The organism is Vibrio sp. QJM3NY_15, from assembly GCF_057785995.1.
The window spans coordinates 62,382-88,677 of the sequence record NZ_CM173517.1 but is presented as its reverse complement, the minus strand read 5'-3'; the positions used below and the strand labels follow the sequence as shown (position 1 = coordinate 88,677).

Genomic DNA, 26,296 nt, shown 5'->3' with positions numbered 1-26,296 from the left:
ACTCGCCATTTTTATGTAAACTGAAACTAATCGGTAAGCAAAAAGCCTAATGTTTAGGCACAATAAAGTTTGTACACTAAATCAAGATTGGAATAATAAAGTTTGTACACTATATTGTTAAGAATATCAGATTCATTCTCTATCATCTCCCAACCTAACTTGATGTGCTGATATTTTCAGCTTTTCTGAGGGGTTAACCATCACATCCAATGCACCCCATACAGAGCCACCAAGAACCGCTATCGGGCGCTGCTGCATCACTATTCTTGATAGCGTATAACTATTCTCACAAAGGTATTGAAGTGAAATTTTTTGAGGATCAACCTCACGAAGTTCTTTAGTGCCTTTAAGGTGGCAAGACTTCTTTTTACATGTTTCACAGTTTTCCCCTTTCTTTTTAGCAAAAACTTCTTTCAACCGCCCCTGCTTTCTTGGCCCAAGATCTAGCCAAATTAAAGTTATATTCTCAGCAAAAAATTCATTTAGCTTTTCAGCTTCAAATGAAGAGCATAGCAAATACACACCAGAAAAATCTTTCCGATAATCAAATTCATACATTTCCCGAAACTTATGAAGGTATTGGCCAGAAACTTTCTCAGCAAAACTTTTCAACTCTGGGTCTTTAAACTCATGGTAGCTTTCCCAAATCCACTCGGCAAAGTCTTTCATAAGGCAACCTGGAGCAAATTTTATTGGAAAGAAATACTGGTCTCTTGTATCCCAAGTATCATGAATTTTAAAGCTCCTAGATCTTGTAGACGTTGACTGAACTCCTTTAGCTTTCAGAGGGTGATTGAATCCCTTTCCTTTCAGTAGTTTCTTTACTATCTTTAATGACTTATTGAATCCCAATTCGGGGAGCCTTTCTAAAGGTTTATTATGTATTAGGCACTTATCAGAAGCGCTCCAGAAATGACGAAAGTAACCATAACCAACCTTCTTAATTCCCTCTTCAATACAGAATTGGCAATATCTTATATCAAGATTCGAGGTAGCCCTCATTCTTGATCTCCGACCACTAAAGAAAGTTGGCTTTATTTGCGACGTATAATTGGTGGGGTTATCAAAGAGTAAATTGCCCTTACCGTTTACAGATAATTCCACGTCAATAATTTCTAACAATACATGATCAGGATACCTATAAAAAATATGTTCATAATCCTTCTGAACAAAAGGGCTATTTATCCAACCTCCTGAATTACCAATAATTCCTATTGGTTTAACATTTGGGTCATAAGCCCATAATGCTCTTAATAACGTACTATGAAGAGATTCATCATGAGGAGATTGGTCTCTCAACAACTGAATAAATTCTGGGCTGCTACTCATTCAAATACAACTCCGCCATGCCATCGAGCTTGCTTTTCACTTCTTTCCAATGCGGCATAACACTCGTCAGTAAGCGCCAAAATTTCTCGCTGTGGTTATGCTCTGCGATGTGGCAAAGCTCATGGAGGATCACGTAGTCAATGCATTCTTTGGAGGCTTTAATTAGATGTGGGTTGAGCATCAAGTTGCCTTTGGCCGAGCAGCTTCCCCATTGTTTACTCATGGGAAGAACACGAAAGCTCGGTATGCCATCAACCCAAGTGGCTTGCGGAAGCAATTCAGATAAACGTTCATGGAAAATACGCTCCGCACGTACCTTGTACCAGTTACGCACTAATGCTCGAACCATGGCTGTTTTGTCATCGTTAAACCGAGTTAAGGTGACCAGTAATTTACCGCGAGTCATTTTTACTGTTGGTAGTGCTTTGGCATCTTCCACGATCTTCAATACATAACGACGACCAAGGTAGAACTGCATTTCACCGCTGACGTAGTGTTTAGGTTGGACGTATTCTAAGTGGCTGCGGAAGTCTTTCAATGCATCGTAAATCCACGAAGCACGCTTCATCACAGCTTGATGAATGTCGTTACGCTCTGCATCTTCTGGAGCAGTAATCACCACCTCACAATTAGGATGAACCTTTATGGTGATTTTACGTTTCTTACCGTCCAAATGAGGTTTGCGGACGACTTCGTAACACAAAGCTTCGTCGCCATAGACGAAGCTGTATTCTTCTTTATTGCCTTCACTGGAACTTACCGACGTCATTAATGATGTCCTGACACGCCAAGGCGGGTAATTTTGATGACATCGGTAATGATGGCTTGGGTTTTATCCATGCCTACCGCTTTGAACAACACAGGGATTAACTTACGTCGGATCTGATTCTCTATTTCTTGAGGATTAATGGAAAACTCAGCAACAGCGGCGGTAACGATTTCATCGATTTGCAACGCATAGTTAAAGCACTTATCTTCTGACAAAACATGATCCCCTAAATGATGAGGGAACAGACCATAGAATGCCTGTACGTGTCGTTTTATTTTAGGGTCGAGTTCTGAGAAGCGATCCGCTGGCATACCTTCTACATCACGTTCTTTTACCTGCTCTTCAAAATCAGCAAATAGCAGATATTGCTTTACAGGTGCATCGAACATCTCTTTTGCTTGTTGAATTGCTTGCCTAAGCAGTTTCGAGAAGTATTCTTGGGCATACGGGTCATCGGCAAGGTCTTGTTCGATCATTTTAGTAACACGACCAGTGATCTTATCTTTTTGGTTGCGGGCTTCATCGTCGGTGAATTGCTCAGGCTTAATATCCCTCCCCATATTCCCAACTAGGTAAACGCCTTTCGATTCTTCAATTTCAACACCTGCAATATGCTTATCGAACATGGTGCGGATATTTTCAGCATACTCATCGTAATCAATAGTTTCTTCGGCATCTTCACGAACTTGCTTACGTAATTCAGCCATGGACTTGAGCGTTTTCTTATAGAGGTCGCGCTTATCGTCAAAGCTTTTATCTTCAAAGTAAGTTGCGGATTGCAGTGCCACTTTTAAACAATTTGAAAAAGCAGTGAGCGTAGAGTCGAAGTCATCACGTTTTTTCTGGTTGGTATCGGTAAGTTGCCCATCAATGGTATCAATTTTCGGAGCGAGCACTTGCCGTAGTGCTGGGCCATCTTGTTTGTTGGATACTTCGGCAAAAATTACCCACAGCTCACTGTATAAACCGGGTAGTTTTTTGTATTCCGTATCCATACGATTATAAAGACCTTTTAAGTCTTCAATATCAAAACCACCTTGAGTACGATCGGCAAGATCTTGATAGTCGGCAATGGTGGCATCCAATTCTTTCAAAATGCCACGGTAGTCGATGAGGTAACCGAACTCTTTCTTCTGATGCAGACGGTTTACCCGAGCAATGGCTTGGATCAGATTGTGTTGCTTCAACGGCTTATCGATGTAAAGCACGGTGTTCTTTGGCTCATCAAAGCCTGTTAGTAGCTTATCAACCACGATCATAATGTCAGGGCCATCATCCTTACCGAACTCTTCGATAATATGTTTAGTGTAAGCTTTTTCATCTTGACCAAAATCAGAGCTGAGTACATTCTCTTTCCACCAATTCTGAACGATATCCGTGCTTTCACCATCAACTGTATCGTGCCCCTCTCGCGTATCAGGCGAAGACATAGCAACAACCGAGGTTACCTTGCCTATTTTATCGAGAAGCTTCTTATATTGGATTGCAGAGGCTTTAGAGTCACAAGCAAGCTGGCCTTTTAAGCCCTGACGCTTAAAGTTTTGGAAATGATCCGAAATATCATGAGCAATAAGCTCGATTCGCCCCTCGGTTTGATAGATCTGACCTTTCTGAGCGAACTTCCTCTTCAAGTCGGTGCGCTGTTTTTCGGTCAGCTTATCGGTGATTCGATCAAACCATGCATCTAATGCTTTATCGTTGGTGCTCAGATCTGGCACACGCTCTTCATACAAGAGTGGCGTGACGGTTTTGTCTTCCACAGCTTGCTGCATAGTGTAGGAGTGGATGATTTTGCCAAACTTGTTTTCAGTCTTGTCGTCTTGTAACAACGGTGTACCTGTAAAGCCGATATAAGCGGCTTTCGGTAGAGCTTGCTGCATACGAATATTATTCTCACCGTTTTGGCTGCGGTGGCCTTCATCGACTAGAACGATCATATCTGGACTATCGTTGTAACATTCTTCCAACTCAATCGCTGTACCAAACTTATTGATGATGGAGAAAATAATACGCTCATTACCTTTACCGATTTGCTCGGCAAGACGTCGCCCTGTTGTTGCCATCGAGGCTTTACGATCTTTTTCTGATAGCGCACCACCAGAGGCAAAGGTACTCGCTAGTTGGTCTTCTAAATCAACACGGTCGGTTACGACCACTACTCGACATTTAGCCAGTTCTTTAATCCATATGAGTGCCTTCGATAAGAACACCATGGTGAACGACTTACCAGAACCTGTGGTATGCCATATCACACCGCCATTACGTGCGCCTTTCTCATCAAAAGAGGTCACACGTTCAATCAAGGCTTTGATGCCGAATACTTGCTGATAACGGGCAACAATCTTGCCCGCTTTTTTATCAAACAGGGTGAATAGCTGAGTCATTTCCAGTAGTCGGTCATGACGCAGTAGTGAAACCAATAAGCGGTCTTGGTCTGTCACCACTAACTCACCGCCAACAATCAGCGATAAATATTCATCACGTACTTTAGCTGGGCGATGACCAAAGATTCTATCTAGGCTGTTTTGCTCAAGAGGCTTGTTCTTTAAGCGCTCAAAAGTGGCTTCGGTGATCTCTTCTTCTTTCCACTTTGCCCAGAACTTACTTGGCGTACCACACGTTCCGTATAAACCTTCGTGACCATTAACCGACAGTAATAGTTGGCTATAAGCAAACAAATGAGGGATCTCATCGACCTTCTGATTGCGAATATTTTGAGAAATACCCTCAGCGACGGTCGGCTTACCTCCGTGGGACGAATCAGGACGTTTGGCTTCAATCACGACCCAAGGCAGGCCATTTACAAAGCAAACAATGTCTGGAATTCGGTTGGCAGTACCATGAGCATTTTCAACGACAAGTTCTTCGGTGAAGTGAAACTGGTTATTGTTAGGCGTTTGCCAGTCAATGACATTGATGGTTGGGCTGGCTTTCTTACCATCAACAAATTCGGTCACACCAATGCCGTAGGTCAGTGCGTTATAGAGTTTTTCATTCGCTGCTTTCAGCCCTTCATTCATAGCTGGGTTAGCTAACTCGTGGACAATTTTATCGATAGCTGCTTCTGATAACGGGTGATCTTTGCCCATGAATGAGTAGGTTTTGTGTTTCAACACATCACGTAAAACGTCAGGCAAAATCACCGTGGAGAGATTGCCACGCATAGCCATGCATTCACCCGGCGGAATAAATTGGTAGCCAAGATTGGTAAGCAAGGTTAGTGCAGGAATTTTTGAACTGAATTCTTCTTTAAAATTTGCCAACTGATTCATTTTCTTTTTCTCAATCCCAGTTCCGAACATTTCGAATTGAAGGCGAGTCTTTATATAACTCACGGTGTTTAAGAGGCGAGTTTGCTAACATGCCCACGTTCTGTTCTCTGTCAGCATGCTTGTTGCAACATGCACCACACGTGCATATATAACGTCCCTCGCTACACTTATCTGTAATTTCTCGGCTATCAATAAGTTCATGGCATTTGTAATATAAACAATGATTTATATAATATTTTTGACCAAATGCACCGCATCCTTCTGTGTTACAACTAAATACCGTTAATCGATAGGCCGCGTTCACAGGAGTTGTTATTAATTGTTTGGTGTTAGGGTCGATAGTCTTAACTTCCACCCTCGCGTACTTCATATCAGGTATCATCAAATTGCCGCAACAACGGCAGTTCAATCTCGAATGTAACTCACGAATTCTGTTTACATAACCCGCAAGTTTGATTGAGAAGTCACGCTTTGAAGGGGCACTCTCTACCGCATAGTTGATGCCATAATGCGCCAGCCAATCAAATACCGAAAAATCAAAATAGGGTTTTGTGAGATCAGGCATCACTTGGGGATCATGACACTCTTGTGAGCGACACAAAAAACGCGCCGCCCCCTCTTTTGGAGTCCAGTGGAATGCTTCACAGGAAAGGTGCATGTGGGGGTAACGGTACTTTAAAGTATTACATTGAGGAAAAAGCTTAAACAACGCTGAGTGCTCGATATCAATGTGTTTCGTTAATATAGCTTGCCAAAGTTTATGAAGAATCACTTTTTCAATATCATCATGGCCGTTGCCTGCAAAAATCAAAGGTAAACTCTCACTCAAGAACCACATTTCAGGGTCGTGCCACAACGCTTTATCATTTTGAACGTCACCGATAAAGCTCATGTCTTTAAAAAACATTTTCCGTTTAATCAAACAGGGCTTAATGATTGGCGCTATTACAGGGTGCTGGCAATAATCAGAAAATGAGTCAAATCGTTCTCTGTAAATATCACGAACAAAATCATCTACCTCAACCTGATTTTCGCGACTCACAGTTCCTTCAACAAACAGGTTCAACAAAGTAGAAAAAGGTACTTGGTTACCAAATTGCCCTTTCTCTTTCTCCCAATGTTTAGGATGTGGTGCTGCACAACTAAAAATTAAGTACAACACCGCACTTAATGAAAGGGCGTTATTCAACTGTGTTAAAGCATTGATACGTTCGGCTTCTGATATCGCCAATAAATGCTCACTAAGAGTAGCAAGGTTTGACGTTATATAGTTGGGTGACAAAAGCGCGTAACCAAGAGTGGCAATGCTGTCGGAGAAACCGAGCTTGCTAAACCCTGCGTTATCAAAAAGCACACTCCAATTTTTGCAATCACAGATCAATTCCGCAATCGATTGTTTATGTGAACTCTCCAAAGAGAGAGTACAGATAAATTTATGTCCGTACTCACTTTCACATAAACTTTTTAAGCAATCCTTTAGCTCTGAATTATTTTTAAGATTGAGCAGCGATGGCTCTTGTAACAGGTATGCCAATAGCGGGGCTATCGATCCCTCTCGGCCTTTTTTTAGCTCTTCATCAGTGATACCAAAAACAAAAATATTAAGAATATCTTCGTTAAATGGAAACAGTCTCGTTACGCTTTCTGCTTTAATTCCCTTTTTTCCAGCAACTTGAGTAAATAGAACCGAATCGCCCTCTTCTAGAGATGAGCAGTTTTCTAGTGATGATTTGTGAACAAAAGCGCTCTCTCCATTATCCATAGAAATGAAGCCAAAATCGTTTTCGCGGTCTGTTTTACTGTTATGACCACCAAACCATTTCACTTTGCCGAGGTGTAAAGTTGTCAATGTTACCTAACCTAACCAGACAATGCTGGCACCAACTGAATGACAAAATGGGCCACATTAGCAGCCCAAAATAGTGTTATTTTTATGCAGTAACCAAAGCTACGTTAATGTATTCTTAGCATTTACCACTAGGCGACAGGCTCTAAGATGACAGGGATACGTGACGCTTACCTGTTAAAAGTTGCTGCATCAACGCCTTTTTCTCTTGCTTGAAGTGCGCAAGCTTGGCTTCTAACAACTCGATTTCTTTGTCGGCAGCGGTGAGGACTGAGGCGATTTTTTGTTGTTCAGAAATAGGTGGTAAAGGAACGATAGTGTTTCTAACTTGTACCAAACTTATTTGTGGATATGCTTGACCTGTCGTAATTCTCTCAAAGTTGGATTGATATTTATTATCTTGCAAGCAGTAGAAAATGAAGTCGCTACAAACGTTTTCATCTTTTAATGTTACTTTTGCTATGTGCTGATTAATATTTGCTTGAGGATACTTATTTGGCAATCGACAAACTCTTCCAACGTTACCAGTAATCGTAATTAAAATATCTCCTGGATACACTTTAGATCTCGCCATTGCTTCATGTGCAGCATCGCAAATATAGTTGAGCCCTGACTCTTTAAACCCATTTTTACCTACACATTCACTTCTTAGAAACGGAATGCCATATTCTTGCCATTCAAAACCATAAGTCGTTGGAGTTGCTCCTTTTGTTATAAACGATGATAGTTTCTCTAGAGCTAATTCAGACCAGTCGTTAGGTAAACTTTCATAAGGTGTTTTAGATTTACGCCACTCCCCCACAAACGCTTTACCCGTTTCAGGGTCAAGCAAACGCTTTTGCCCCGTCAACAACTGCTGCATTAAGGCTTTTTTTTGCTGCTTGCTGACATCAATCAGCTTTTCTGTGGTAGCAATCGCTTTGTCCCATGCTGATAGGATTTTGGAGATTTTGCGTTGTTCTGGGAGTGGTGGAAGAAATACGTCTAAACCTTGCAGGTCTGTAGTATCTAACTTACCAGCACCAATTCCTGTACCTGTCACCATGTTCATCAAACGATGTTCATAGGTTAAAAACCAATACAGTAAAAACTCTGTAGTTAGTTCGTCTGCATGAGGAATAAGACACTTTACATCTTGATTAAACGACACTCTTCTTGCTGCGATACCCACAGGAATTTTATTCCAAAGCATGCTGCCTCGAACAAGCAGCAGTAGGCTATCTTTAGGTGCCATTTTCGCACCGTTACTGACAGCTAAATCAGTTATTTTTAGCTCAGACTTATTAAAATAATGCCCTCGCATTGAAGCTGCGCTAATCCAAGGAATTTCACCACTCCAATAATCAGGGTTGCTTTTTGATGGAGTTCCGCCTGATGACCACTTAGTAATGCTTGATAGTGGTTTAACCTCCCAACCATTAGGCACCATAACCTATCTCCTTTAGGTAACCCGCCATTTCAGCTTCAAGGTCAGCTAGTTCATTTTGCAGTGCCAAACGTTCTGTGCGAACAGCAACTAGGTCGATCTCTTCTTCTTCCTCAAAGGTATCTACATAACGAGGAATATTCAGGTTGTAGTCGTTCTCGGCAATCTCTTCTAGGGTCGCTAGGTATGAGTATTTGTCTGTGGTTTCACGTGCCTTGTAGGTATCAACAATCTTTTGAATATTGTATGGTGTGATCTGGTTTTGGTTTTTACCTGACTTGAACTCACGAGAGGCATCAATAAACAGTACCTTGTTATCATATTTCTGCTTTTTGAACAGAAGGATTGCCGCTGGAATCCCTGTACCAAAGAACAGCTTTTCCGGTAGGCCAATTACTGTGTCTAACAGGTTTTCATCAATCAGTTGTTTACGGATTTTACCTTCAGATGAAGCGCGGAATAGCACACCGTGAGGCACTACCACGCCCATACGTCCAGATTGCGGTTTAAGCGTTTCAATCATGTGTGAGATAAACGCATAGTCACCTTTGGTCTTTGGCGGAATACCACGGCGGAAGCGACCAAAATGATCATTACCAGCATCCTCAAAGCCCCATTTATCTAACGAGAATGGAGGGTTTGCTGTTACCACATCAAAGTGCAGCAGGCCGCCTTCTTTGTCTTGCAGCTTAGGGTTGCGAATAGTATCGCCCCATTCAATGCGGTGGTTATCTTCACCATGTAGGAACATGTTCATCTTCGCTAATGACCAAGTAGAGCCAATTGCTTCTTGGCCGAACAGCGCGTACTGCTTAGAACCAGAAAAGTTGTTTTGAACTTGCTTGCCGCATTTCATCAATAGTGAGCCTGAACCACATGCAGGGTCGCAAATTGTGTCGCCTTGTTGTGGCTCTAGAATGATAGATAAAAGGTCAGAAACTTCTGGTGGGGTATAGAACTCCCCCGCTGATTTACCGCTACCCGCTGCGAAATGTTTAATCAAGTATTCGTAAGCGTTGCCTATAACATCTAATGTACCCACGCGGCTTGGGCGAAGGTTTAGGGTCTCTTTACCAAAGTCTTCCAGTAGATGACGCAGGATGTCGTTCTTCTGCTTTTCATCACCGAGCTTGTCTGTGTTAAAGCTGATGTCTTGGAACACGTTTTTAAGCTTAGTGCCATTGGCTTCTTCAATCGCATGCAGGGCTTGGTCGATACGTGAACCGTTACCTGCTTCATGGCGAGCTTCGTATAAATCCCAGAACGTTGAACCTGTTGGGATCTTAAAAGACTGAGTTTCCATCATTGCTGCAATCAATTCAGGCTCGTCACCGTACTCTTTAGCCAGCTCATCCACTTTATCTTGATGCACATCAGAAATGTATTTAAGGAACAGCATGGTTAAGATGAAGTCTTTATAGATTGATGGATCTACGGTGCCGCGGAAGGTGTCGCAGGCTGCCCAGACGGCTTTGTTGATTTGATCTTGGTTGATTGGGGTATTCATCGTTATTTATTCTCATTAAGTAATTGTTGAAACATGCCTTGAAGCATTGTTTTTCGATTCATTAGCAGTGCTTGGGTTAATGCCTGCTCTTTTTCCCATAATTGATTGAGGTGAAGTATCTTCTTCTGTGTCTCGATAGGTGGGATATTGAGCTTTATCTCATTGCCAATAGATGTTTTAAGCATGACAGCCATAGATGATCCCTGACTGCCCGCACCTTCAGATAATAAAAATTGAATTGAAGGTTGGTTTAATGACCAACACAAGAATTCGGGTAGTACCTCAACCGTTGGTGTAATCACTAAGAACTGACTCGTTACCACCAAAGGTAATGAATCTTCCGCATTATCAACAACACAGGATGCTTGGAAGTAACCGCCCCTCGAACCTCTTGAAGGCAGTATTACAGTTCCAGACTCGACTAACGCTTTATCTTTACCCTGCCAGTCAATAGCTGGCAGTTTGCTTGGATCAAGCAAGAAGGAATTTGAAGTTTCGGCTATCTCACGCACATCTTTAATCTGAGCAATACGAGCACTGCCAGTTTCTGCCTCAACTTCTTCCACCTTTTCTCTAAATGTGTACCCAGTTCGAATATCGGCTACTTCACTGAGTAATCGAAGATTAGTGTTTTGAATCATAAGAACTCTCCGAATCGGCTTCCTTCACTAGAAAACAGGCTTTTTTAGTCGAACCATCACATTTGTAAAACTTTGCATCTGCCCATCCATACCGCTTTGCTTCGTCCAAAAACCACTGCTCCATTGTTACTGTGAGCTTCTTTCGTGTGCCATAGTGATGCTTGTTATAAATATTCATCACACGATCATATTCACAAATAATCGAGTCGTTTTCTTCTGCCGATATTGGGAACTGATATTTCGCACGCTTTTGAGCTTTTCCACTAATAGGAACAACGGTTTCTTGAATGTTTTGAGGGTAACTATCTTCATTCAGAAGTTTTTTCTGAATGAAAGTGGTTGTAATTTCTTGCACACGCGCAGTTATTTGGTAATCTTGATGCATAAATAAATCTCCTATATGTCTAATCGTCGTATTGAGGTTTAGATAAGGTTCAGGTGGCCGCCTGAACCTTGCCAATCACGCCAAATAAATGCAGTAGAGCGTCTACAGATAACGTAATGACTCCATATTAATATGGAGTCATACCTACGTCAATGATTTGTACACTTTTCTTCTACTGTATTTTTTATCAGAAAACAAAACTTCTGCCTAAAGCTTGCGGAATCTATCAAGTCAGATTCCGCATTGAGTTATTTCTGCTTAACCCGAGGATAGCGATGTGGGTGGGATGGCTTAGGTAATACGGATTCAAGCCATTCAGGTTCATGATGATATAGCCAGTAAAACGCTGCATTGCAATCTCGCTTTATCTCTTTTCTAATCTTTAACGGGTCATTGTGTCGGTATCGAAGTATCTGAGATTTGTAGCGTCGCCGTTTCGATTCATGCTTACACTGCCGTCTCCACTTAACCAACCCATTTACGCTAGAAATCAACATTTCGACACTTCCTGTTGATACAGATACACATTTGGCGATCACAGAACGATGGAAACCTTTCCATGCAAGTGCAATAACTTGCTCTCTGACGGATGCTTTTAACTTAATAGGCTCAAACAAATCTTCCATATCCGACGAGTAAGCGACTGACTTCACATAAGTTCTACTCTTGCCAGTTTGCTTACTTATTGAAGAAATTGGTAATCCTTCTTTTAACAACGACAAACATTCTTGCTCTACGCTAGAGATACTAACGACACAACCTTCACTGCGTACTTCTGGTGTTGTTTTAGCCCTTACCTTCTGCTTTGATAACCAGTATTCAAATATCAAATACTTAAAAATATGCTGTGAATATTGGTTATACAGCAAATTGGTAATGTACTTATAATCCGATTCGGATGATGGTAGAACGTCTGAAGATAGAAAATGCAATCGGCTTGTAAAAGAATAAAAGTCAGAGAGTAACTTTACCCTGCGAATTCAACCACCCTTGGTCACATAGCCAAGATTCGATAATTTGTCTGAGTAACTAGCCGACCTAAATGTAGAAATATTGTTTGATTGTTCTCGAAGTACTTGCCGAGAAAACTGCGCCAAACGAAAGCTTTCATCGCTACTTTCGTGATACTCGGCTTCAAAAGAAGAAGGATACCCAACTGATAACTTTAATCGTTTAGGAAGGCGAACATGCACTAGTTGCTGCTGATGATCACAACAAGATTCGATAGCAGGTATTTGATGAACTCGATGCCAATAAGCCACTCCAAATTGTCTGATATCTTCTTGAATGCAGACTGGGCACAGTTTGAGAGTTAATTCGCTATGTTCTCTCACGCACGAGAGCTGGCTTAAACGAATCGCCGAATAATTATCCGTTGAGAATATAGCTTCTGATAATTTGGCTTTGTATTGCGGGTAATAATGCATAAACAATGGAGCAAGAGTTTGCCCCATTAGCAGGTCATTATTGTTCTCATTGTACAGACTTGAAAGCGAACTTAAACCAGCAGTAAGTATTGGGTTAATACTTGCTCTATGGTCTCCGTATACGCTTTTGAGAAATTCAGATATGGGAACCGCACCTACATTGCAATATCTAATCATTCGACTAAACAGTAGCTCATCGGGTAATGCATCAGGTAAACGCATATCACCTCCGATAGGTTCGCCATACAGCTAAATTCTAACTAAACGTCTCCAATGGGTCGTCACACAAAACACCCGAAGCCCTTAGGCTTTCAAGTGGATCACTATCCTGAGAAGCCCTATGGATCAGATTAGTATCCAATATCCGATCACTCAAACTCTCTGAAAAAATAAGTTCCGTTAGTTCGCCAATGAACTCAGGATGATGTGGACGAGTCAAGTCTCCTGGTATCGTTACCACTTTAGATTTGGTATTGATGACTTCTTTCGTTGAAACATCTTCACGTCGATGGCTGTTCGGTTCAGTATGACCATCTTTTCGATTTCTTTTTAGGATAGAAATCGCGTGTTTCTTTCTCATTTCTTCTGTGAGATTTTTCGTTGCCCGTATAGCAATACTGGCTCCAAGATCAAGAACCTCTTCAGTAATCCTCTCGTCTGAAGAACCAATAATTGCCTTTTGAGCTGAATAATAAACTCGAACAGCCAAATCCATATTACCAGCAGACAGTGAGTATAGTTTATTGTTCAAACTTGGGGTCAACGGCGTTTCAACATTCGTCCACTGTAAACACCAAAGTTCATCCACGAACAATTCCCACTCTTCATCATTCGTCATTAGTTCTACATCGAAATAGCCACTACTTTCCGCACGTCGCGCTGATTTAAAACTCTTGCTGAGAAGTTCATCGAATGGAGGATTTGCACAGAAAAGTATCGGAATACCTAAATTGTTAACTAAGTTATGCAAAAAGCCTAAAAGTCGATCAGCACCGCCTGCTTTAGCAAGGTTTAGGTTTTGCATTTCATCAATAACCAAAATCCCGAGGAAATTTGATTTCATTTTCGATTCAATTTGTTGAAGTAAAAGAGCTATCGTTCCCGCAGGTTTTGTTGGAGGGTGTCCTAGTTTTTGATCTATTTGCTCTAAGATGCGATGGCAGAGTCCCTTCACACTTGAGTCATCGGGACAATCTACTTTAATCCAAACAACTTGCGGAATTGCTAATACTTTATTTTGGTAATATCGGTGTTCGATGACATCTGGAAAGCAGTTGAGTACCTGTTCAAGCATGCAGGTTTTACCTACTCCGCTTTCACCAATTATTGTTATTCCACTGCCTTTAGGTTCAAAAAAGCCTGTTCGGGGTTCAACATCAGGTCGATTATCTAAAGAATAATGTAGATAGTTCATTGTTGTGGGAGATAAAGGATTTTTTGCTGAATATCCCTCTTTGATCGCTATTTCGATGGCCCTAAATACATCAAAATAGAGAGGTAGTGGCTGCCTCAACGCTTTTAATCGGGTGAGATAGTCCAACCTTTCAATTGCCTCTAACTTTGTTTCCTCAACGAACCTCTCAGGATAATTACTCAGCTTAATAACTAACTCATCATCCTCAACCTTAGGTGGCAAAGCTTCAATCAAAGGATTACCACGATGCTCGGGTAATATCGCTTCATGATAAGTGGCTTCTTCACATCTCATTATCGTTGGCCCTTTTTCGCTTGAGCATTGAAATTACTTTTTTCTTCTTGTCATCTAGGTGTTTACTGGGTATATCTGATTCCATATCAGGCTTAGCTTGATGAGGTTGAGATTCTCCGTCCTCAATCCTCTGTGCAAGAATAGCTTCCCTTCTCCTTGCTTTCATGCCCTTTGTTCTCTCAGATTTTGAACTCAACGATGGAGCCAATGCCGCTTCTTCTTTTGCAGTTTCGATAACCTGATTTCTTCTCTGGTGACGCTCTATCGATTTCGATGTTGGCTTAGCTTTGTTTTTTTCCAACTTAATCCAATCTTCAAAATACAGGATGTCTGCTTGATGCCTATGAGCAAAATTAGCCGACTCCTTCATCAAGTAACATCGGGTAAAACCACTAACTTCCTCAAGCCTGACAAATATGAAGCTTGAATTATCATGATCAACTAAAGCATCTAGTTGCCATGAACCATTATTTCTCGCGATTACTTTCCAAGTATCAAAATCAGCATGATCTGACTCATAATACATTTGATCGTTCAGCCGAATTCCTTTGCCTGTCATGGTCACTTTTACTGTTGGTAATAGGCGAGAACGAATATGAGCCTCGTCTGCTCGACTTAAAGCATGACGCTGTGCTTTAACATGTAGATTCCAATAGTTTAGAGGGGTTGGAGAAAACCCTGACTCAATAAGTAATGTACTTTGCTTAGCTAAATCTTTAAAAATTGAACTGTTGTGCTCTAAAACTTCATCAATAAGGAGCTTGGTTATTTCTCTGAGCGTAAAAGTAGCATCTAACCTTGGGTCTCTATCACTTCTGATGTAATGCCGTCCTTTCGTAGTCCCTAGCAGCTCATGGACTAATTTCTCGTTCAATATATTGAAACGATGTTCGACTATGCCTTTCAATTCCGCCCTGTATGGGGGAGCAATACTCAAGTGGCCAATCAATGGCACAGCGAGACTTTCGGCATCCTGACAAATAAACTCTCCTCGATCACAAAGCAATCGTTGAGGTATGTGGTTACAAGGCCAATCAGCTTCTTCTATTTCAATACCAAATTCTGCGCAATACTCTTTCTTAGAGGTAAAGCTGTTAATTAAAGCCTGCCGACCAGCCCTCCAAGAAGCATATTCCATGGAGACATGCAGCCCGACAATCATTCGACTTTCTTTATCAACTACACAATAAACGGTTGGTCTCCCCAATACATGATGTCTCTGAAAGTCAGATACGATATGTACATCCAAAACTGTTGCATCCAATTCAAAGCAACTGCCAGGAACTTCTGTATGATCGGTAGCAGAACCTTTTAAACCTCGCTTATTGCGGTCAAAGTCACCCTGATTTGTTTGTTTACGTATTAGAATTTGTGCTGGAACTAGTTTTTTGGCCCAATAAACAAACGCTCGGTAATTAGGTACTAACGCTTCTCGTGACTCAAATTCAGCAGCAATTAGCTCCTCTGCATAATATTCTTTGAGCATTTTGTCATATACACGACTGAACTTAACTTTTTCACCTTTGAGTCCAAACTTCTTCATCGCCTTAAGAAACAAAGTTTTATCGTGCTCAGTAGTATTAACACCTTCAGGAACTTCAATACTTGGACTGGAGAGTTGTATCGGAGAACCACGCTTTGTTACACCAGCTACTCTTGATTTACCTCTACCCCCAGAGTTCTTATAGCTCGGTAAAAGTGCATTTCGCTCTTGACCATATTTCCAATAAAGATTTAGTGCTCGATAGATATTCTGGATATATGTGTTGCGGGCTTTCGCGTGTGTCGAAACAGCTTTACTACGAGGTTGCTCAACCAAATTTAGCAAAAAATATGGATCAGATGCTAATTCACTAATAAGTCGATATTTTTCATCTCTTTTTACAAGATAACTCTCTGAAATATCGTCTTCTGACTGCAATTGATAATACGGAAGCTCATATGAACTCAATTCGGAATTACCCGTTTTAATGGCCTCATTAAAAAAGTCAAAATCAAGCTTAAGTGGTCGTTGCAAAGCCTTTGATTCGAGCAAAGGAAAAAGAATGACGATATGTTCCTTTGTATATAGTTGCAAAACCCTGTAAAGACCATCCTCAAGACCATCTAAGTTATGAACTCGCCAAACACTATTTAATTCAACTTGCATATTGCTGTGATTTCCCATCCATCTTAACTTGAACAATTTCTATCATCCCAGATAGAACTATGGGCCGCGCCAAATCTACAATAACTTCTTTATCAGCTATTAAATACTTTAACAAAATCAATGCATCATCATTCGACATGCCGACTTGATTAGAAAACATGTCACAAACATCGCTTAATTGCATTGTTCCCACCGTCAATATACGCTTGGCTTCTTCTCTAACTTTATTCGAAGGTGATGAGTAACTCTTACGTTTAGGATCGGTAATCCATTGAATATTCTTTGACTTAATCTGATTCAGTTCTGACAGGCAAAATATGTGAAATGGAATACCTAATAACTCCCACCAAACTCTTTCAATATCGAGCTTTTCTGCCGTCCTTTTATCTGAAAGCTTTTCACTAGGCTTCACAGAAACAGCTTCATACCAAATCCGCTTTCCATCACTACAGGTTAAAAGGAAATCAGTGGTCATGATGATTGGGGCTTTGGTTATTGGGTGCTTAGGATGCTCAACATCAAGCAGCTTAGATATTTTTAATGAGAGAGTGAGAGGAAGCAGAGGAAACTGCTCTCGAATATCGGTAACTGAATCGGAAAACTCAGCTAAATAGAAAAAACATGTCTCTTGCTCAGATAAGGTATGGTGAGTTCGTCCCGATTTTATTCCGTCAATCTTACCGCTGTGACCATGAGACTTAACATCCTGAACTCTTATCCAAGGAGTGTAATTAGCTCCTTCACCTAAGCCATATTTTTGTTTTAAAGCCCGCTTGAAATCAGCGAGCTTTTCAAGTTTTCTTCGTCCAGCCACAACGCATACTCTATCTAATTCGATAAAATATATTATAGCCTAGTGTACAAACTTTATTATTCCAAATAACATGTATGTACAAACTTTTTCAACAGTGTACAAACTTTATTGTTCCAAAACACCTAAACCCACTGGCCTGCGGCGAAGCCTGAGCTCCAACACCATTGGAAGTTATAACCACCTAACCAACCTGTTACGTCCATTACTTCACCGATGAAGTAGAGGCCAGAAACCGTCTTACATTCCATCGTTTTTGAAGAGAGGTGATTGGTGTCTACACCGCCTAAAGTCACTTCAGCCGTTCGGTAGCCTTCGGTGCCGTTAGGTGCAATTTTCCAATTCTCTAGATGCTCTACAATTTCATTTAGCTGCTTTTCGTTGAACTGTTTGAGCGGCTTGTCTTCAAGCTCTTTACGGTCAATCAGCACCTCAATGAAACGCTTTGGTAATGCTTTCGCCAAGGTGTTCTTCAAGCTCTGGTTTGGATGCTTCTCGCGAGAGTTAGCCAGTAACTCCGCCACATCCACTTCTGGTACTAGATTAATCGAAACCGACTGACCCGCTTTCCAGAATGAAGAGATTTGCAGTACCGAAGGGCCAGATAGGCCGCGGTGAGTAAACAACAATGCTTCTTTGAATAAAGTGCCGTCTTGCGCAGTGATCTCGGCAGGAATCGCGATGCCAGAAAGCTCAGCAAAGGCTTCTTTGTCTTCTTTATGCAAAGTAAATGGCACCAAGCCAGCGGTTGTTGGCACCACAGATAAACCAAACTGCTCTGCCACTTTATAACCAAATGGCGTCGCGCCTAGTTTTGGCATTGAAAGGCCACCGGTTGCAATCACCAATGAATCACACTCAACTTCATCGGTGTTGAGATGCATCTTGAAGCCAGCGTCTGTTTTCTCAATAGAATGAACATCACAACGGTAACGCTCTTCAACCTTTGCTTGCTTACACTCTGCTAGCAACATGGTGACGATATCTTTTGAGTTATGGTCATTCACACAGAACAATTGCCCGTGATCACGCTCTTCAAACTCAATACCATGCTTGTAGATCATCGAAATGAAATCCCAATTGGTATATTGAGCCAGTGCAGATTTAACAAAGTGGGGGTTTTGACTTAAAAAGTTTTTTGCTGTGACATCATAGTTAGTAAAGTTACAGCGACCGCCACCAGCAATAAGGATTTTTCTTCCCGGTTTTTTGGCATGATCTACGACGAGCACTCGTCGGCCGCGCTTGCCTGCTTCTGCTGCACACATCAAGCCAGCTGCACCTGCGCCAATTACGATTACGTCAAATTTTTCACTCATTGCGGTTCTGCTTTCTTCACTTTTGCATCACGAAGCACGCCTTGTGCCCATAACGCCACCAATAAAAAAGGATGTGCATAACAGCACATCCTTACTAATTGCTCGCTATTCTAACGGCAATTTTCAACTTTGCAATTGATGTTCATTCGTGCAAATACCTGTCAGCCCCCACGACATAAAGTGGACGGCTGATTCAACGAATTGAGATCGAGTTAATCACTCAATTCGTCTGGAATTTAAACGATGAATGAAGACAGCAACGTTACACCCAACAGAGCGGAAGAGAGTATAAATAACTGTCTTACACGATCACACTTCGACGTAAAAACTTCGTCGTGATGATGGTGATACTCTTTGCTTTTGATGTAACTAAACAGGCGAACCTGCTTGGTCATATTGCCATGAGTTGTGAAGAACCCACCTCCGTCTACTTGTTGATAAAGTAGAGGATGTGCTTCTCGCATAATATAAATCAGTGTTCTTAGCGCAGTAAAATAACGCGCCCAGTTCACACATGTCACAACCATTAGTGCAAATAGAATAGTGTCGCCGCTGATCATCCTTTCCTCCCTACATCTTCAAGGGAAGACTCAAAAGAAAAAGATAATCAGTGTCTTTTTCTTACAGCCTAAACTGCAGGAGCTTCCATAATTGAAGATGAACCATCTTTTGCCAATTGCGCTAGGTCTTTATCAATAAAGAACAGTGCTTTACCGTCTTCACCAACGAGCTCTAGCTTATCCAATACACCTTTAAACAACTTCTCTTCTTCGTGTTGCTCTGCAACGTACCATTGCAGGAAGTTAAAGGTTGAGTAATCTTGTGATGTGAAAGCAACGTGAGCCAGTTTGTTGATTTTTTCAGTGATCATTTGCTCATGTTCGTATGTTTCACGGAACACGGCACCAAGGCTGTCGAATTCATGTTTTGGCGCTTCAATAGCACCTAGAATTGGCATTGCACCTGTTTCACTAACGTAAGTGAAAAGACGCTGCATGTGTTCCATTTCTTCTACTGCATGAACACGCAGAAACTCTGCTGCACCTTCAAATCCTTTGTCTTCACACCAAGCACTCATTTGTAAGTATAGGTTGGATGAGAAAAATTCTAGATTAATTTGATCGTTGAGTTGATCAACCATTGTTTTAGACAGCATTAAAGTCTCCTGATTACACCTTAGTTTTCTCTACTATATCACTATTTAATGAATATCTCGCTGACCATTACTTAACCAACAATTCACAGAACCAGTACGCAAGACGATGGATATGAGATCACTTCAGCAAAAAAAGCCATCGCATAGTGCTAATCTTTAAACAGACAATGAATAAAGGAGGTAGCGATATGAGTTACAAACATATTTTGGTCGCGGTCGATTTATCAGAAGACAGCAAATTAATTGTGGATAAAGCGGTAGCATTGGCAAAGCCATTGGAAGCCAAAGTCTCTTTTATCCATATCGATATTAACTATGCCGAGCTGTATACCGGCCTAATCGATATCAACATGGCGGAAACTCAGCATAACGCGATGGAAGCATCTCGAGTTCAGCTGCAAAACTTTGCTGAGCATGCTCAATACCCGATCACCCACACCTTAGTGGGCAGTGGCGACCTGAGTCATGAGCTGTGTGACACCATCAACGAGTTCAATGTTGATTTAGTGGTTTGTGGTCACCATCAAGACTTCTGGAGCAAACTGCTTTCTTCAACACGACAACTGATCAACGCCTCTCCAGTTGATATGCTGGTCGTGCCTCTAAGAGATTCAGAAGACTAATGATTTAAGGTTAGGTAACATACAGCTCATATCTTATTAACGAAGTTTTACTATGAGCTATTTAGCTGGTGTTACCCTCCTATGGGCCTTCTCCTTTAGCCTGATCGGCGTCTACCTTGCTGGTCAGGTTGATGCTTGGTTCTCTGTTTTGATGCGTGTTGCCCTTGCGGGTCTCGTATTTCTTCCCTTCCTTAAGTTTCGTGGCGTCTCACGTAAGCTGATCGCTAAATTGATGGCTATTGGTGGTATTCAGCTTGGGCTGATGTATTGCTTCTATTATCAGTCGTTCTTGCTGCTGTCAGTTCCTGAAGTCCTTTTGTTTACCGTCTTTACCCCAATTTATGTCACGCTTATTTATGACTTTCTCAAAGGGCAATTCTCACCTTGGTACTTAGTCACCGCTGCTATTGCGGTGTTAGGCGCGGTGTTTATTAAATTCGCGGGCATCAATGAGAACTTTTTGGTCGGTTTCCTTGTCGTGCAAGGGGCGAACCTGTGCTTTGCTATCGGTCAGGTCGGCTACAAAGTGGTAATGGAAAAAGAAGCGACTGAATTACCTCAACACACGGTGTTTGGTTATTTCTATTTAGGCGCACTGTGTGTGGCTTCAGTTGCTTTCATGTTGCTGGGCAACCCAGAGAAGCTGCCTACGACCACACTTCAATGGGGAATCCTGCTTTACCTCGGCTTAATTGCTTCAGGACTGGGTTACTTTATGTGGAACAAAGGCGCGTGCATGGTCAATGCTGGCGCACTTGCCGTGATGAACAATGTGTTAGTCCCAGCAGGCCTTGTGGTGAATATCCTTATCTGGAATAGAGATGTCGACCTAGTACGACTTTCCATTGGTGGTGGGGTTATCTTGCTGTCTTTGTGGGTTAATGAGACTTGGGTTAAGAAGCGTGTTGCGAGAGATGTTAGCAATGTCTAACGCGTTAAACTAATTGGCTTTAGTCATATCCAGAAAGCAAAAGAGCGACCGTAGGTCGCTCTTTTTAAATCATCTGTGTAGCAATAAATTCTTCGAATCAACTTCAGTGAATGTGACTATGGCTCACTACCTGAGTCTTGGTTTCAGTGAAGGCGACGTCATCAAGTTGTAGGTTGATGCGTTCAAGGTCACTTTCCAGCTTTTGGCTTTTCTTAAACAGCTTTTGCTGCTTCTTAATCATCTTCGCGAGCTTTTTGTTGTACTTCTCTTGTTTCTTCGCCGCTTTCTTCGCTTGTTTAAGTTCAGCTTTCTCATCACCGCTCGCCTTCGCCATCAATTTTTTCAGCTTGGCTTTCTTCAACGCGACTTTATCAGCCGTTTCTACGATAGCAGGATCAAAGATTTGTACCGTTGACTCAGCACTGTCCATGATCTCGATAAGAGAAACTTCTGGAGTTGGCAATGTTTCGGCAAGTAGACCACACGCGACTTTTTCTTCAACGGGTTTATTCTGACAATCAATCGGTGGGATTGCTGTTGGTTTGCATAGGTTCGCTTGATCCGACGATGAACGCGCACAAGAACGACACACAAACTTAGGTTGGGTAACCAAGCTGTGGATCTCGCCTAGGTGTTCAGTGATATCTCGACGGTTTAACTTACAAAAGCGTTTAGCCATGCTACAACTCCAGCTAAGAATAATAATGATTCTTAGTTAGATATACATCCGTAACGCGACTATCGCAAGTGTTAAATGGCAATTTATCGTATTTATGACGGGAAACTTTCTTAGCGTGCTGCTAAGTCATTGATGCTTTCACATAGACATCAAAACGATTCTTTTTGGTTTCGATCGCCATGCTTGGTTTTTGCTCGTCTAACCATGCTGCGTAATCCGGTCTTTTGACCACAACACGCTTTGATGCGAGCTTCATCGCAGGCTCAAATAAGCCATCGGCATCCAGATCGGCGCCAACCAAAGATTGGAATACACGCATCTCTTTCTTAACCAAAGCCGATTTCTTTTTATTCTCTGGGTGCGGGTACATCGGGTCGAGATACACCACATCAGGCTGTTCGAAGTCAGGATCGTTACTCAGCTTATCTAGGGCATCATGGCTAGAAGCATGAATCAACTTCATACGTTCGCTCACCCAACCGCCAATGTCTGGGTCTTTTTGTGCTCTCTGCAGGCCGTCATCCAATAATGCAGCCACAACGGGATGTCGCTCTACCATCTGAACTTTACAGCCCAACGAAGCCAGCACAAACGCATCACGCCCTAAGCCTGCAGTACCATCAAGAATAGTTGGCGTTGCGCCTTTGTTTAGACCTGCGGCCTTAGCAATTGCCTGACCTTTACCACCACCAAACTTACGTCTGTGACCGACTGCGCCTCCGACTAAATCAACAAAGATAGCACCAAGCTTCGGTTCATCGACTTTACGTAACTCAAGTCGCTCGCTAGTCAGTACCAAAGCGAAATCGCTGTATTCATCATGAGATAAACTCCAACGGGTCGCTAAGTCATTTAGATGATCGATTTGGGTGGCATCTTCGCAAATCAGTTGTAGTTGCAAGGTCGTCTCCAACAGACAGTAATATTCAAAACAAAAGAGGCAACCAGTTTACCTGATTGCCTCAACAATACATATTAGCGGTGCAAACTATTAGTTCTGAAAGCCATTAGCTCTGAAAACCATTAAAGCAGCAAACTATTAGCGCTGTAAGTGCTAATTACTAAGACTAGAGCTAAAGAATGGTCATAGTGTCGCTTGGTTCACTTAATCTGAGAGTTCTGACGTTCGCTCTTGTTGTAACTCTTCAACGAGCTCCGCAAGCGGCTTAGGTCGACCAATAATGTAGCCTTGTGCGTAGTTAACACCGAGTTCGATCAGCTTGTCGATGATCTGAGTGTTTTCAACAAACTCAGCTACCGTGTGTTTACCCATCTGCTTAGCTAAGTCATTGATAGAGCGAACCATCACATGATCCATTTCGTTGACATCAATATCGCGCACAAACAGACCATCAATCTTCACGATATCAACCGGCAATTTCTTCAGATAGCCAAACGATGATAAGCCTGAGCCAAAGTCATCAAGCGCAATCATGCAGCCAAGCTCTTTAATGCGAGTAAAGAATTTGATCGCTTGTTTCATGTTGCTCATCGCGGCCGTTTCAGTGATTTCTAGACAAATCTTATGGCAAGGCACTGACGAGTTCGCCAAACTTTCAATCAAGAACTCAACAAACTCTCGGTTACCCATCGAGTGACCAGACAAATTGATAGAGCACATTCCAAGTTCATCTATCACCTTTGGTCGATGTTCCAACCAAGCGAGCGTTTGGCTCACGACTCGGCGGTCAATCAAGTGCGCAATATTATAGCGCTCTGAAGCGGGCATGAAGATCCCCGGAGAGATGTACTCACCCTTGATGTTCTTGATTCTCACCAAGATCTCGAAATGCATTTTCTCGCTGTCTTTGTCTAAACCAAGAATACGCTGTGCAAACAACTCTAAACGATCATTCGCCAAAGCCTCATGGACGAGATTGACGCACTCCATTTCTAAGTGACGACGACGAATATCTTCATCATCCTGATGATAAAGGTTATAGCGATTGCGCCCTTCTTCTTTCGCTGCATGACAAGCGGCATCGGCCTGAGCATGCACCATTTGTGGTGAAGCCGCGGTATGGTCAATCAATCGAATACCGATAGAGCTGGTCAGGTTAAGGCGAATATCACCCCACAAGAATGGATTCTCACTCATCATCGAGATGATACTGCGACACACATTAACCGCATCTCGCTCGGTGCAGTCTTTGATTAATACAGCAAACTCATCGCCGCCCATACGTGCTAACACGGCGTTGTATGGCAGGACGTCTTCCAGCAGCTTGGCGCTAAACATGATTGCGGCATCACCCGCTTCGTGGCCTGCGGTATCGTTTAAGACCTTAAGTTGGTCTAAGTCCAAGAACAACATGGCGTGAGTACGCATGTGGCTTTCAACTTCTTTTAATGCCTTCTGCAATTCTTGTGCAAAGTGATTGCGGTTAAAGGTACCAGTGAGCAAGTCATAGCGAGCCTGGTACTCTAACTTTTCAGAAAGCTCATGAGTCTCGGTGATGTCTTCGCCAACAATCAACAGCTGATCGGATTCAACCAATGGACGAATGTTTTCACGAATCCAGATTGTGCTGCCATCCGCATGTCGATATTCGATATCACGGCGCCACACGCCACGAACCTTATGCTGTGGTTGCAACAAGATATGACGCGGGATCATTGCATTTTCATCGACATAGAACTCTCTTGGACGATGACCTAGCAATTGCTCCATAGGATAACCTAACACCTCTTCAGCAAACTGGTTCACTTGCTGAATACGGTTGTTGCCATCCAGCGTAATCATCATTACGGGTTGCTTGTCGTAATACAGTTTAAGGTTGGCTTCGCGTTGGAACAGTTTGTTTTCAGCAAGTTTACGGGAAGTCACATCACGCGCTTCAAATAAGAATTGGGTGTCATCCTCTTCATTACCCGGCATCGACTTCAGAGAAATTTCCAATACCATCACACCACGGTCACGACACCACACTTCCGCTTCAAAGCGCAAAGCCGGAGGCGTTTCTTTGCTCGTAAAATACTCTTCCAGTATGTCGCGTGCAGACTCTTCCCAATGTTGATGATTTTGAAGGGGAGTACCAAGCTTGTAGCCTTGGTTGTAAAGAAGCTCATGCAGCTTGCTGTTACTCGACAACAGCACCCCATTTTTATCGATAATGCCCATGAATTGCAGGCTTTGATCGAAGATCGACTCGAGCAACATTTGGCTTTTTCGGCTTGCCCGTTCACTTTTCTTCAGTCGGTTGAGGTAATACACCAAGGTGGCAATCACGCACGCCATGGCTAAAAACAGCAAGCCAATCGTACGAATCTCATCGCGATAGCGCGCGAGGAATGACTTTGGCTTATTTAGGAAAGTCACCGAGGCTTCATTCTCTGCGCCAAGATCCCAACGAGAGATCTGTTGATAATCGAGCTTTATTTCCGGAGCGCCAGCCACCACAGGAGGGAGTGGCTTTGTTGGGTTAGCCAACACATTCAATAGAACACGCCCAGTATCTCGACCTTGCGTCTCACCACTCTGAATCACGCCTCCGATAGCACCAAATCCAAGCCCCAAGTCATGCACCATATACAATGGCATTTGAGTCTGTGTATTGAGAACGCGCCAGTCTTCATCGCTACTGACTCGACCATCGGCATCGCGGTAATACGCCCAAAACAGCAAGCTTTTTCCGAGATCGGCACGCTGAGAAAATGCCACGAGCTCTTGATAAGAATCAGGAACATAGTGTTCAACAAGATCGGAAAAATCTGGGTGTTTTCTAACAAACAGATCGATTTGGGCGCGAATGGCTTGGCCCGTCACTGAGTGATCGGTGACAATATAGATTTTTTTGACTGTCGATTGAAGACGCTTGATGAGTTCGATATTACCGACTAAATCAATATCCTCACTAATACCCGTCGCGTTCAAACCTTCAATCATTTCAGGAGAGAAGTTGTTGATGCCTCCAAAGATAACCGGAGTATCTTTGAGATCGGGCGCGAGGCGCTTCATTAAGTTGAGCGCGTTATTGTCACTGACCACAACGGCAGCAAACTCTTCATGCAGCAGTTTGGTGTGATAAAGCTGGTAAACACGCTCAAGGTATTCAGGATTTTGAGAGCGCTTGCTATCAAGATAAACGACACGATAAGACAGGCCATCTCGGTCAAGCTCTGCCGCTAGCCCTTTGTGGAAATCATCTGTCCAGAAAAAACCTTGATGGTAAGAGTGAATCACCAACACATCTTTTGTCTGCGCTGAAGCAAACGTACTCCAACACACCACAAGAAATAACAACCAAAATCGCACTGAATTCACCTTAACATCATCGTTGCTGCTAATATTATCACCCTTGGCTATGATATGTACTCT

At 42.4% G+C, this 26,296-nt stretch carries 21 protein-coding genes; 2 read left to right on the top strand and 19 right to left on the bottom strand.

Annotated features, from left to right (window positions below):
• Nucleotides 1-132: 132 nt before the first annotated feature.
• From AC3CKG_RS00380 to ftnA, 16 genes are all read right to left on the bottom strand, one after another.
• Nucleotides 133-1,329, bottom strand: coding sequence for a hypothetical protein (locus tag AC3CKG_RS00380; protein WP_488528624.1), 1,197 nt, complete (start codon nucleotides 1,327-1,329; stop codon nucleotides 133-135).
• Nucleotides 1,322-2,098 (bottom strand): M48 family metallopeptidase, encoded by a 777-nt coding sequence (locus AC3CKG_RS00375; protein WP_488528623.1) that lies wholly within the window; start codon nucleotides 2,096-2,098, stop codon nucleotides 1,322-1,324. Before AC3CKG_RS00375 ends, AC3CKG_RS00380 begins: the two co-directional genes overlap by 8 nt.
• Nucleotides 2,098-5,370, bottom strand: coding sequence for a type I restriction endonuclease subunit R (locus AC3CKG_RS00370; protein WP_488528622.1), 3,273 nt, complete (start codon nucleotides 5,368-5,370; stop codon nucleotides 2,098-2,100). Before AC3CKG_RS00370 ends, AC3CKG_RS00375 begins: the two co-directional genes overlap by 1 nt.
• Before the next feature lie 10 nt (nucleotides 5,371-5,380).
• Entirely contained in the window at nucleotides 5,381-7,219 is a 1,839-nt protein-coding gene (locus tag AC3CKG_RS00365; protein ID WP_488528621.1) for a cold-shock protein, read from the bottom strand.
• Between the two features lie 142 nt (nucleotides 7,220-7,361).
• Nucleotides 7,362-8,645 carry a restriction endonuclease subunit S gene (locus tag AC3CKG_RS00360; protein ID WP_488528620.1) on the bottom strand — a complete coding sequence of 428 codons (1,284 nt, stop codon included), beginning with the start codon at nucleotides 8,643-8,645 and terminating at the stop codon, nucleotides 7,362-7,364.
• The gene (locus AC3CKG_RS00355; RefSeq protein ID WP_488528619.1) at nucleotides 8,635-10,149 is read right to left on the bottom strand and encodes a type I restriction-modification system subunit M; all 1,515 of its coding nucleotides are present in this window, start codon (nucleotides 10,147-10,149) and stop codon (nucleotides 8,635-8,637) included. The genes AC3CKG_RS00360 and AC3CKG_RS00355 overlap by 11 nt, the downstream gene beginning before the upstream one ends.
• Before the next feature lie 2 nt (nucleotides 10,150-10,151).
• Nucleotides 10,152-10,790: a restriction endonuclease subunit S gene (locus AC3CKG_RS00350; RefSeq protein WP_102548332.1), complete on the bottom strand. Its 639-nt coding sequence runs from the start codon at nucleotides 10,788-10,790 to the stop codon at nucleotides 10,152-10,154.
• On the bottom strand, nucleotides 10,774-11,175 hold the full coding sequence (locus AC3CKG_RS00345; RefSeq protein ID WP_017089035.1) for a hypothetical protein: 402 nt from the start codon (nucleotides 11,173-11,175) through the stop codon (nucleotides 10,774-10,776). Before AC3CKG_RS00345 ends, AC3CKG_RS00350 begins: the two co-directional genes overlap by 17 nt.
• A 248-nt stretch (nucleotides 11,176-11,423) precedes the next feature.
• Complete coding sequence (locus AC3CKG_RS00340) at nucleotides 11,424-11,828, bottom strand: TnsD family Tn7-like transposition protein (RefSeq protein WP_488528618.1); 405 nt, start codon at nucleotides 11,826-11,828, stop codon at nucleotides 11,424-11,426.
• Nucleotides 11,829-12,155: 327 nt separating this feature from the next.
• Nucleotides 12,156-12,824, bottom strand: coding sequence for a TniQ family protein (locus AC3CKG_RS00335; protein ID WP_488528617.1), 669 nt, complete (start codon nucleotides 12,822-12,824; stop codon nucleotides 12,156-12,158).
• Between the two features lie 34 nt (nucleotides 12,825-12,858).
• On the bottom strand, nucleotides 12,859-14,310 hold the full coding sequence (locus AC3CKG_RS00330; RefSeq protein ID WP_488528616.1) for an ATP-binding protein: 1,452 nt from the start codon (nucleotides 14,308-14,310) through the stop codon (nucleotides 12,859-12,861).
• A complete protein-coding gene (locus tag AC3CKG_RS00325) occupies nucleotides 14,300-16,459 on the bottom strand; it encodes a transposase (RefSeq protein WP_488528615.1) in 2,160 nt (719 codons plus the stop codon). The genes AC3CKG_RS00330 and AC3CKG_RS00325 overlap by 11 nt, the downstream gene beginning before the upstream one ends.
• Nucleotides 16,449-17,273, bottom strand: coding sequence for a TnsA endonuclease N-terminal domain-containing protein (locus AC3CKG_RS00320; RefSeq protein WP_488528614.1), 825 nt, complete (start codon nucleotides 17,271-17,273; stop codon nucleotides 16,449-16,451). The genes AC3CKG_RS00325 and AC3CKG_RS00320 overlap by 11 nt, the downstream gene beginning before the upstream one ends.
• 122 nt (nucleotides 17,274-17,395) lie before the next feature.
• Nucleotides 17,396-18,589 (bottom strand): BaiN/RdsA family NAD(P)/FAD-dependent oxidoreductase, encoded by a 1,194-nt coding sequence (locus AC3CKG_RS00315; RefSeq protein WP_076667638.1) that lies wholly within the window; start codon nucleotides 18,587-18,589, stop codon nucleotides 17,396-17,398.
• A gap of 236 nt (nucleotides 18,590-18,825) precedes the next feature.
• A complete protein-coding gene (gene uspB / locus AC3CKG_RS00310; protein WP_009848060.1) occupies nucleotides 18,826-19,149 on the bottom strand; it encodes a universal stress protein UspB in 324 nt (107 codons plus the stop codon).
• A gap of 68 nt (nucleotides 19,150-19,217) precedes the next feature.
• The gene (ftnA, locus tag AC3CKG_RS00305; RefSeq protein ID WP_017109234.1) at nucleotides 19,218-19,745 is read right to left on the bottom strand and encodes a non-heme ferritin; all 528 of its coding nucleotides are present in this window, start codon (nucleotides 19,743-19,745) and stop codon (nucleotides 19,218-19,220) included.
• Nucleotides 19,746-19,933: 188 nt separating this feature from the next.
• Between ftnA and uspA the strand changes: the two genes are divergently transcribed.
• Together uspA and AC3CKG_RS00295 are read left to right on the top strand one after the other, a co-directional pair.
• Nucleotides 19,934-20,368 (top strand): universal stress protein UspA, encoded by a 435-nt coding sequence (gene uspA, locus AC3CKG_RS00300; protein WP_004735555.1) that lies wholly within the window; start codon nucleotides 19,934-19,936, stop codon nucleotides 20,366-20,368.
• Nucleotides 20,369-20,420: 52 nt separating this feature from the next.
• A complete protein-coding gene (locus AC3CKG_RS00295) occupies nucleotides 20,421-21,299 on the top strand; it encodes a carboxylate/amino acid/amine transporter (protein WP_102278935.1) in 879 nt (292 codons plus the stop codon).
• 103 nt (nucleotides 21,300-21,402) lie between these two features.
• Here AC3CKG_RS00295 and AC3CKG_RS00290 read toward each other — a convergent pair whose 3' ends face one another.
• From AC3CKG_RS00290 to AC3CKG_RS00280, 3 genes are all read right to left on the bottom strand, one after another.
• Nucleotides 21,403-21,978: a hypothetical protein gene (locus tag AC3CKG_RS00290; RefSeq protein WP_102513375.1), complete on the bottom strand. Its 576-nt coding sequence runs from the start codon at nucleotides 21,976-21,978 to the stop codon at nucleotides 21,403-21,405.
• Between the two features lie 121 nt (nucleotides 21,979-22,099).
• Nucleotides 22,100-22,879: a class I SAM-dependent methyltransferase gene (locus tag AC3CKG_RS00285; protein ID WP_372112395.1), complete on the bottom strand. Its 780-nt coding sequence runs from the start codon at nucleotides 22,877-22,879 to the stop codon at nucleotides 22,100-22,102.
• A 204-nt stretch (nucleotides 22,880-23,083) separates the two neighbouring features.
• Nucleotides 23,084-26,206 carry an EAL domain-containing protein gene (locus AC3CKG_RS00280; protein WP_488529211.1) on the bottom strand — a complete coding sequence of 1,041 codons (3,123 nt, stop codon included), beginning with the start codon at nucleotides 26,204-26,206 and terminating at the stop codon, nucleotides 23,084-23,086.
• Between the last annotated feature and the right edge of the window lie 90 nt (nucleotides 26,207-26,296).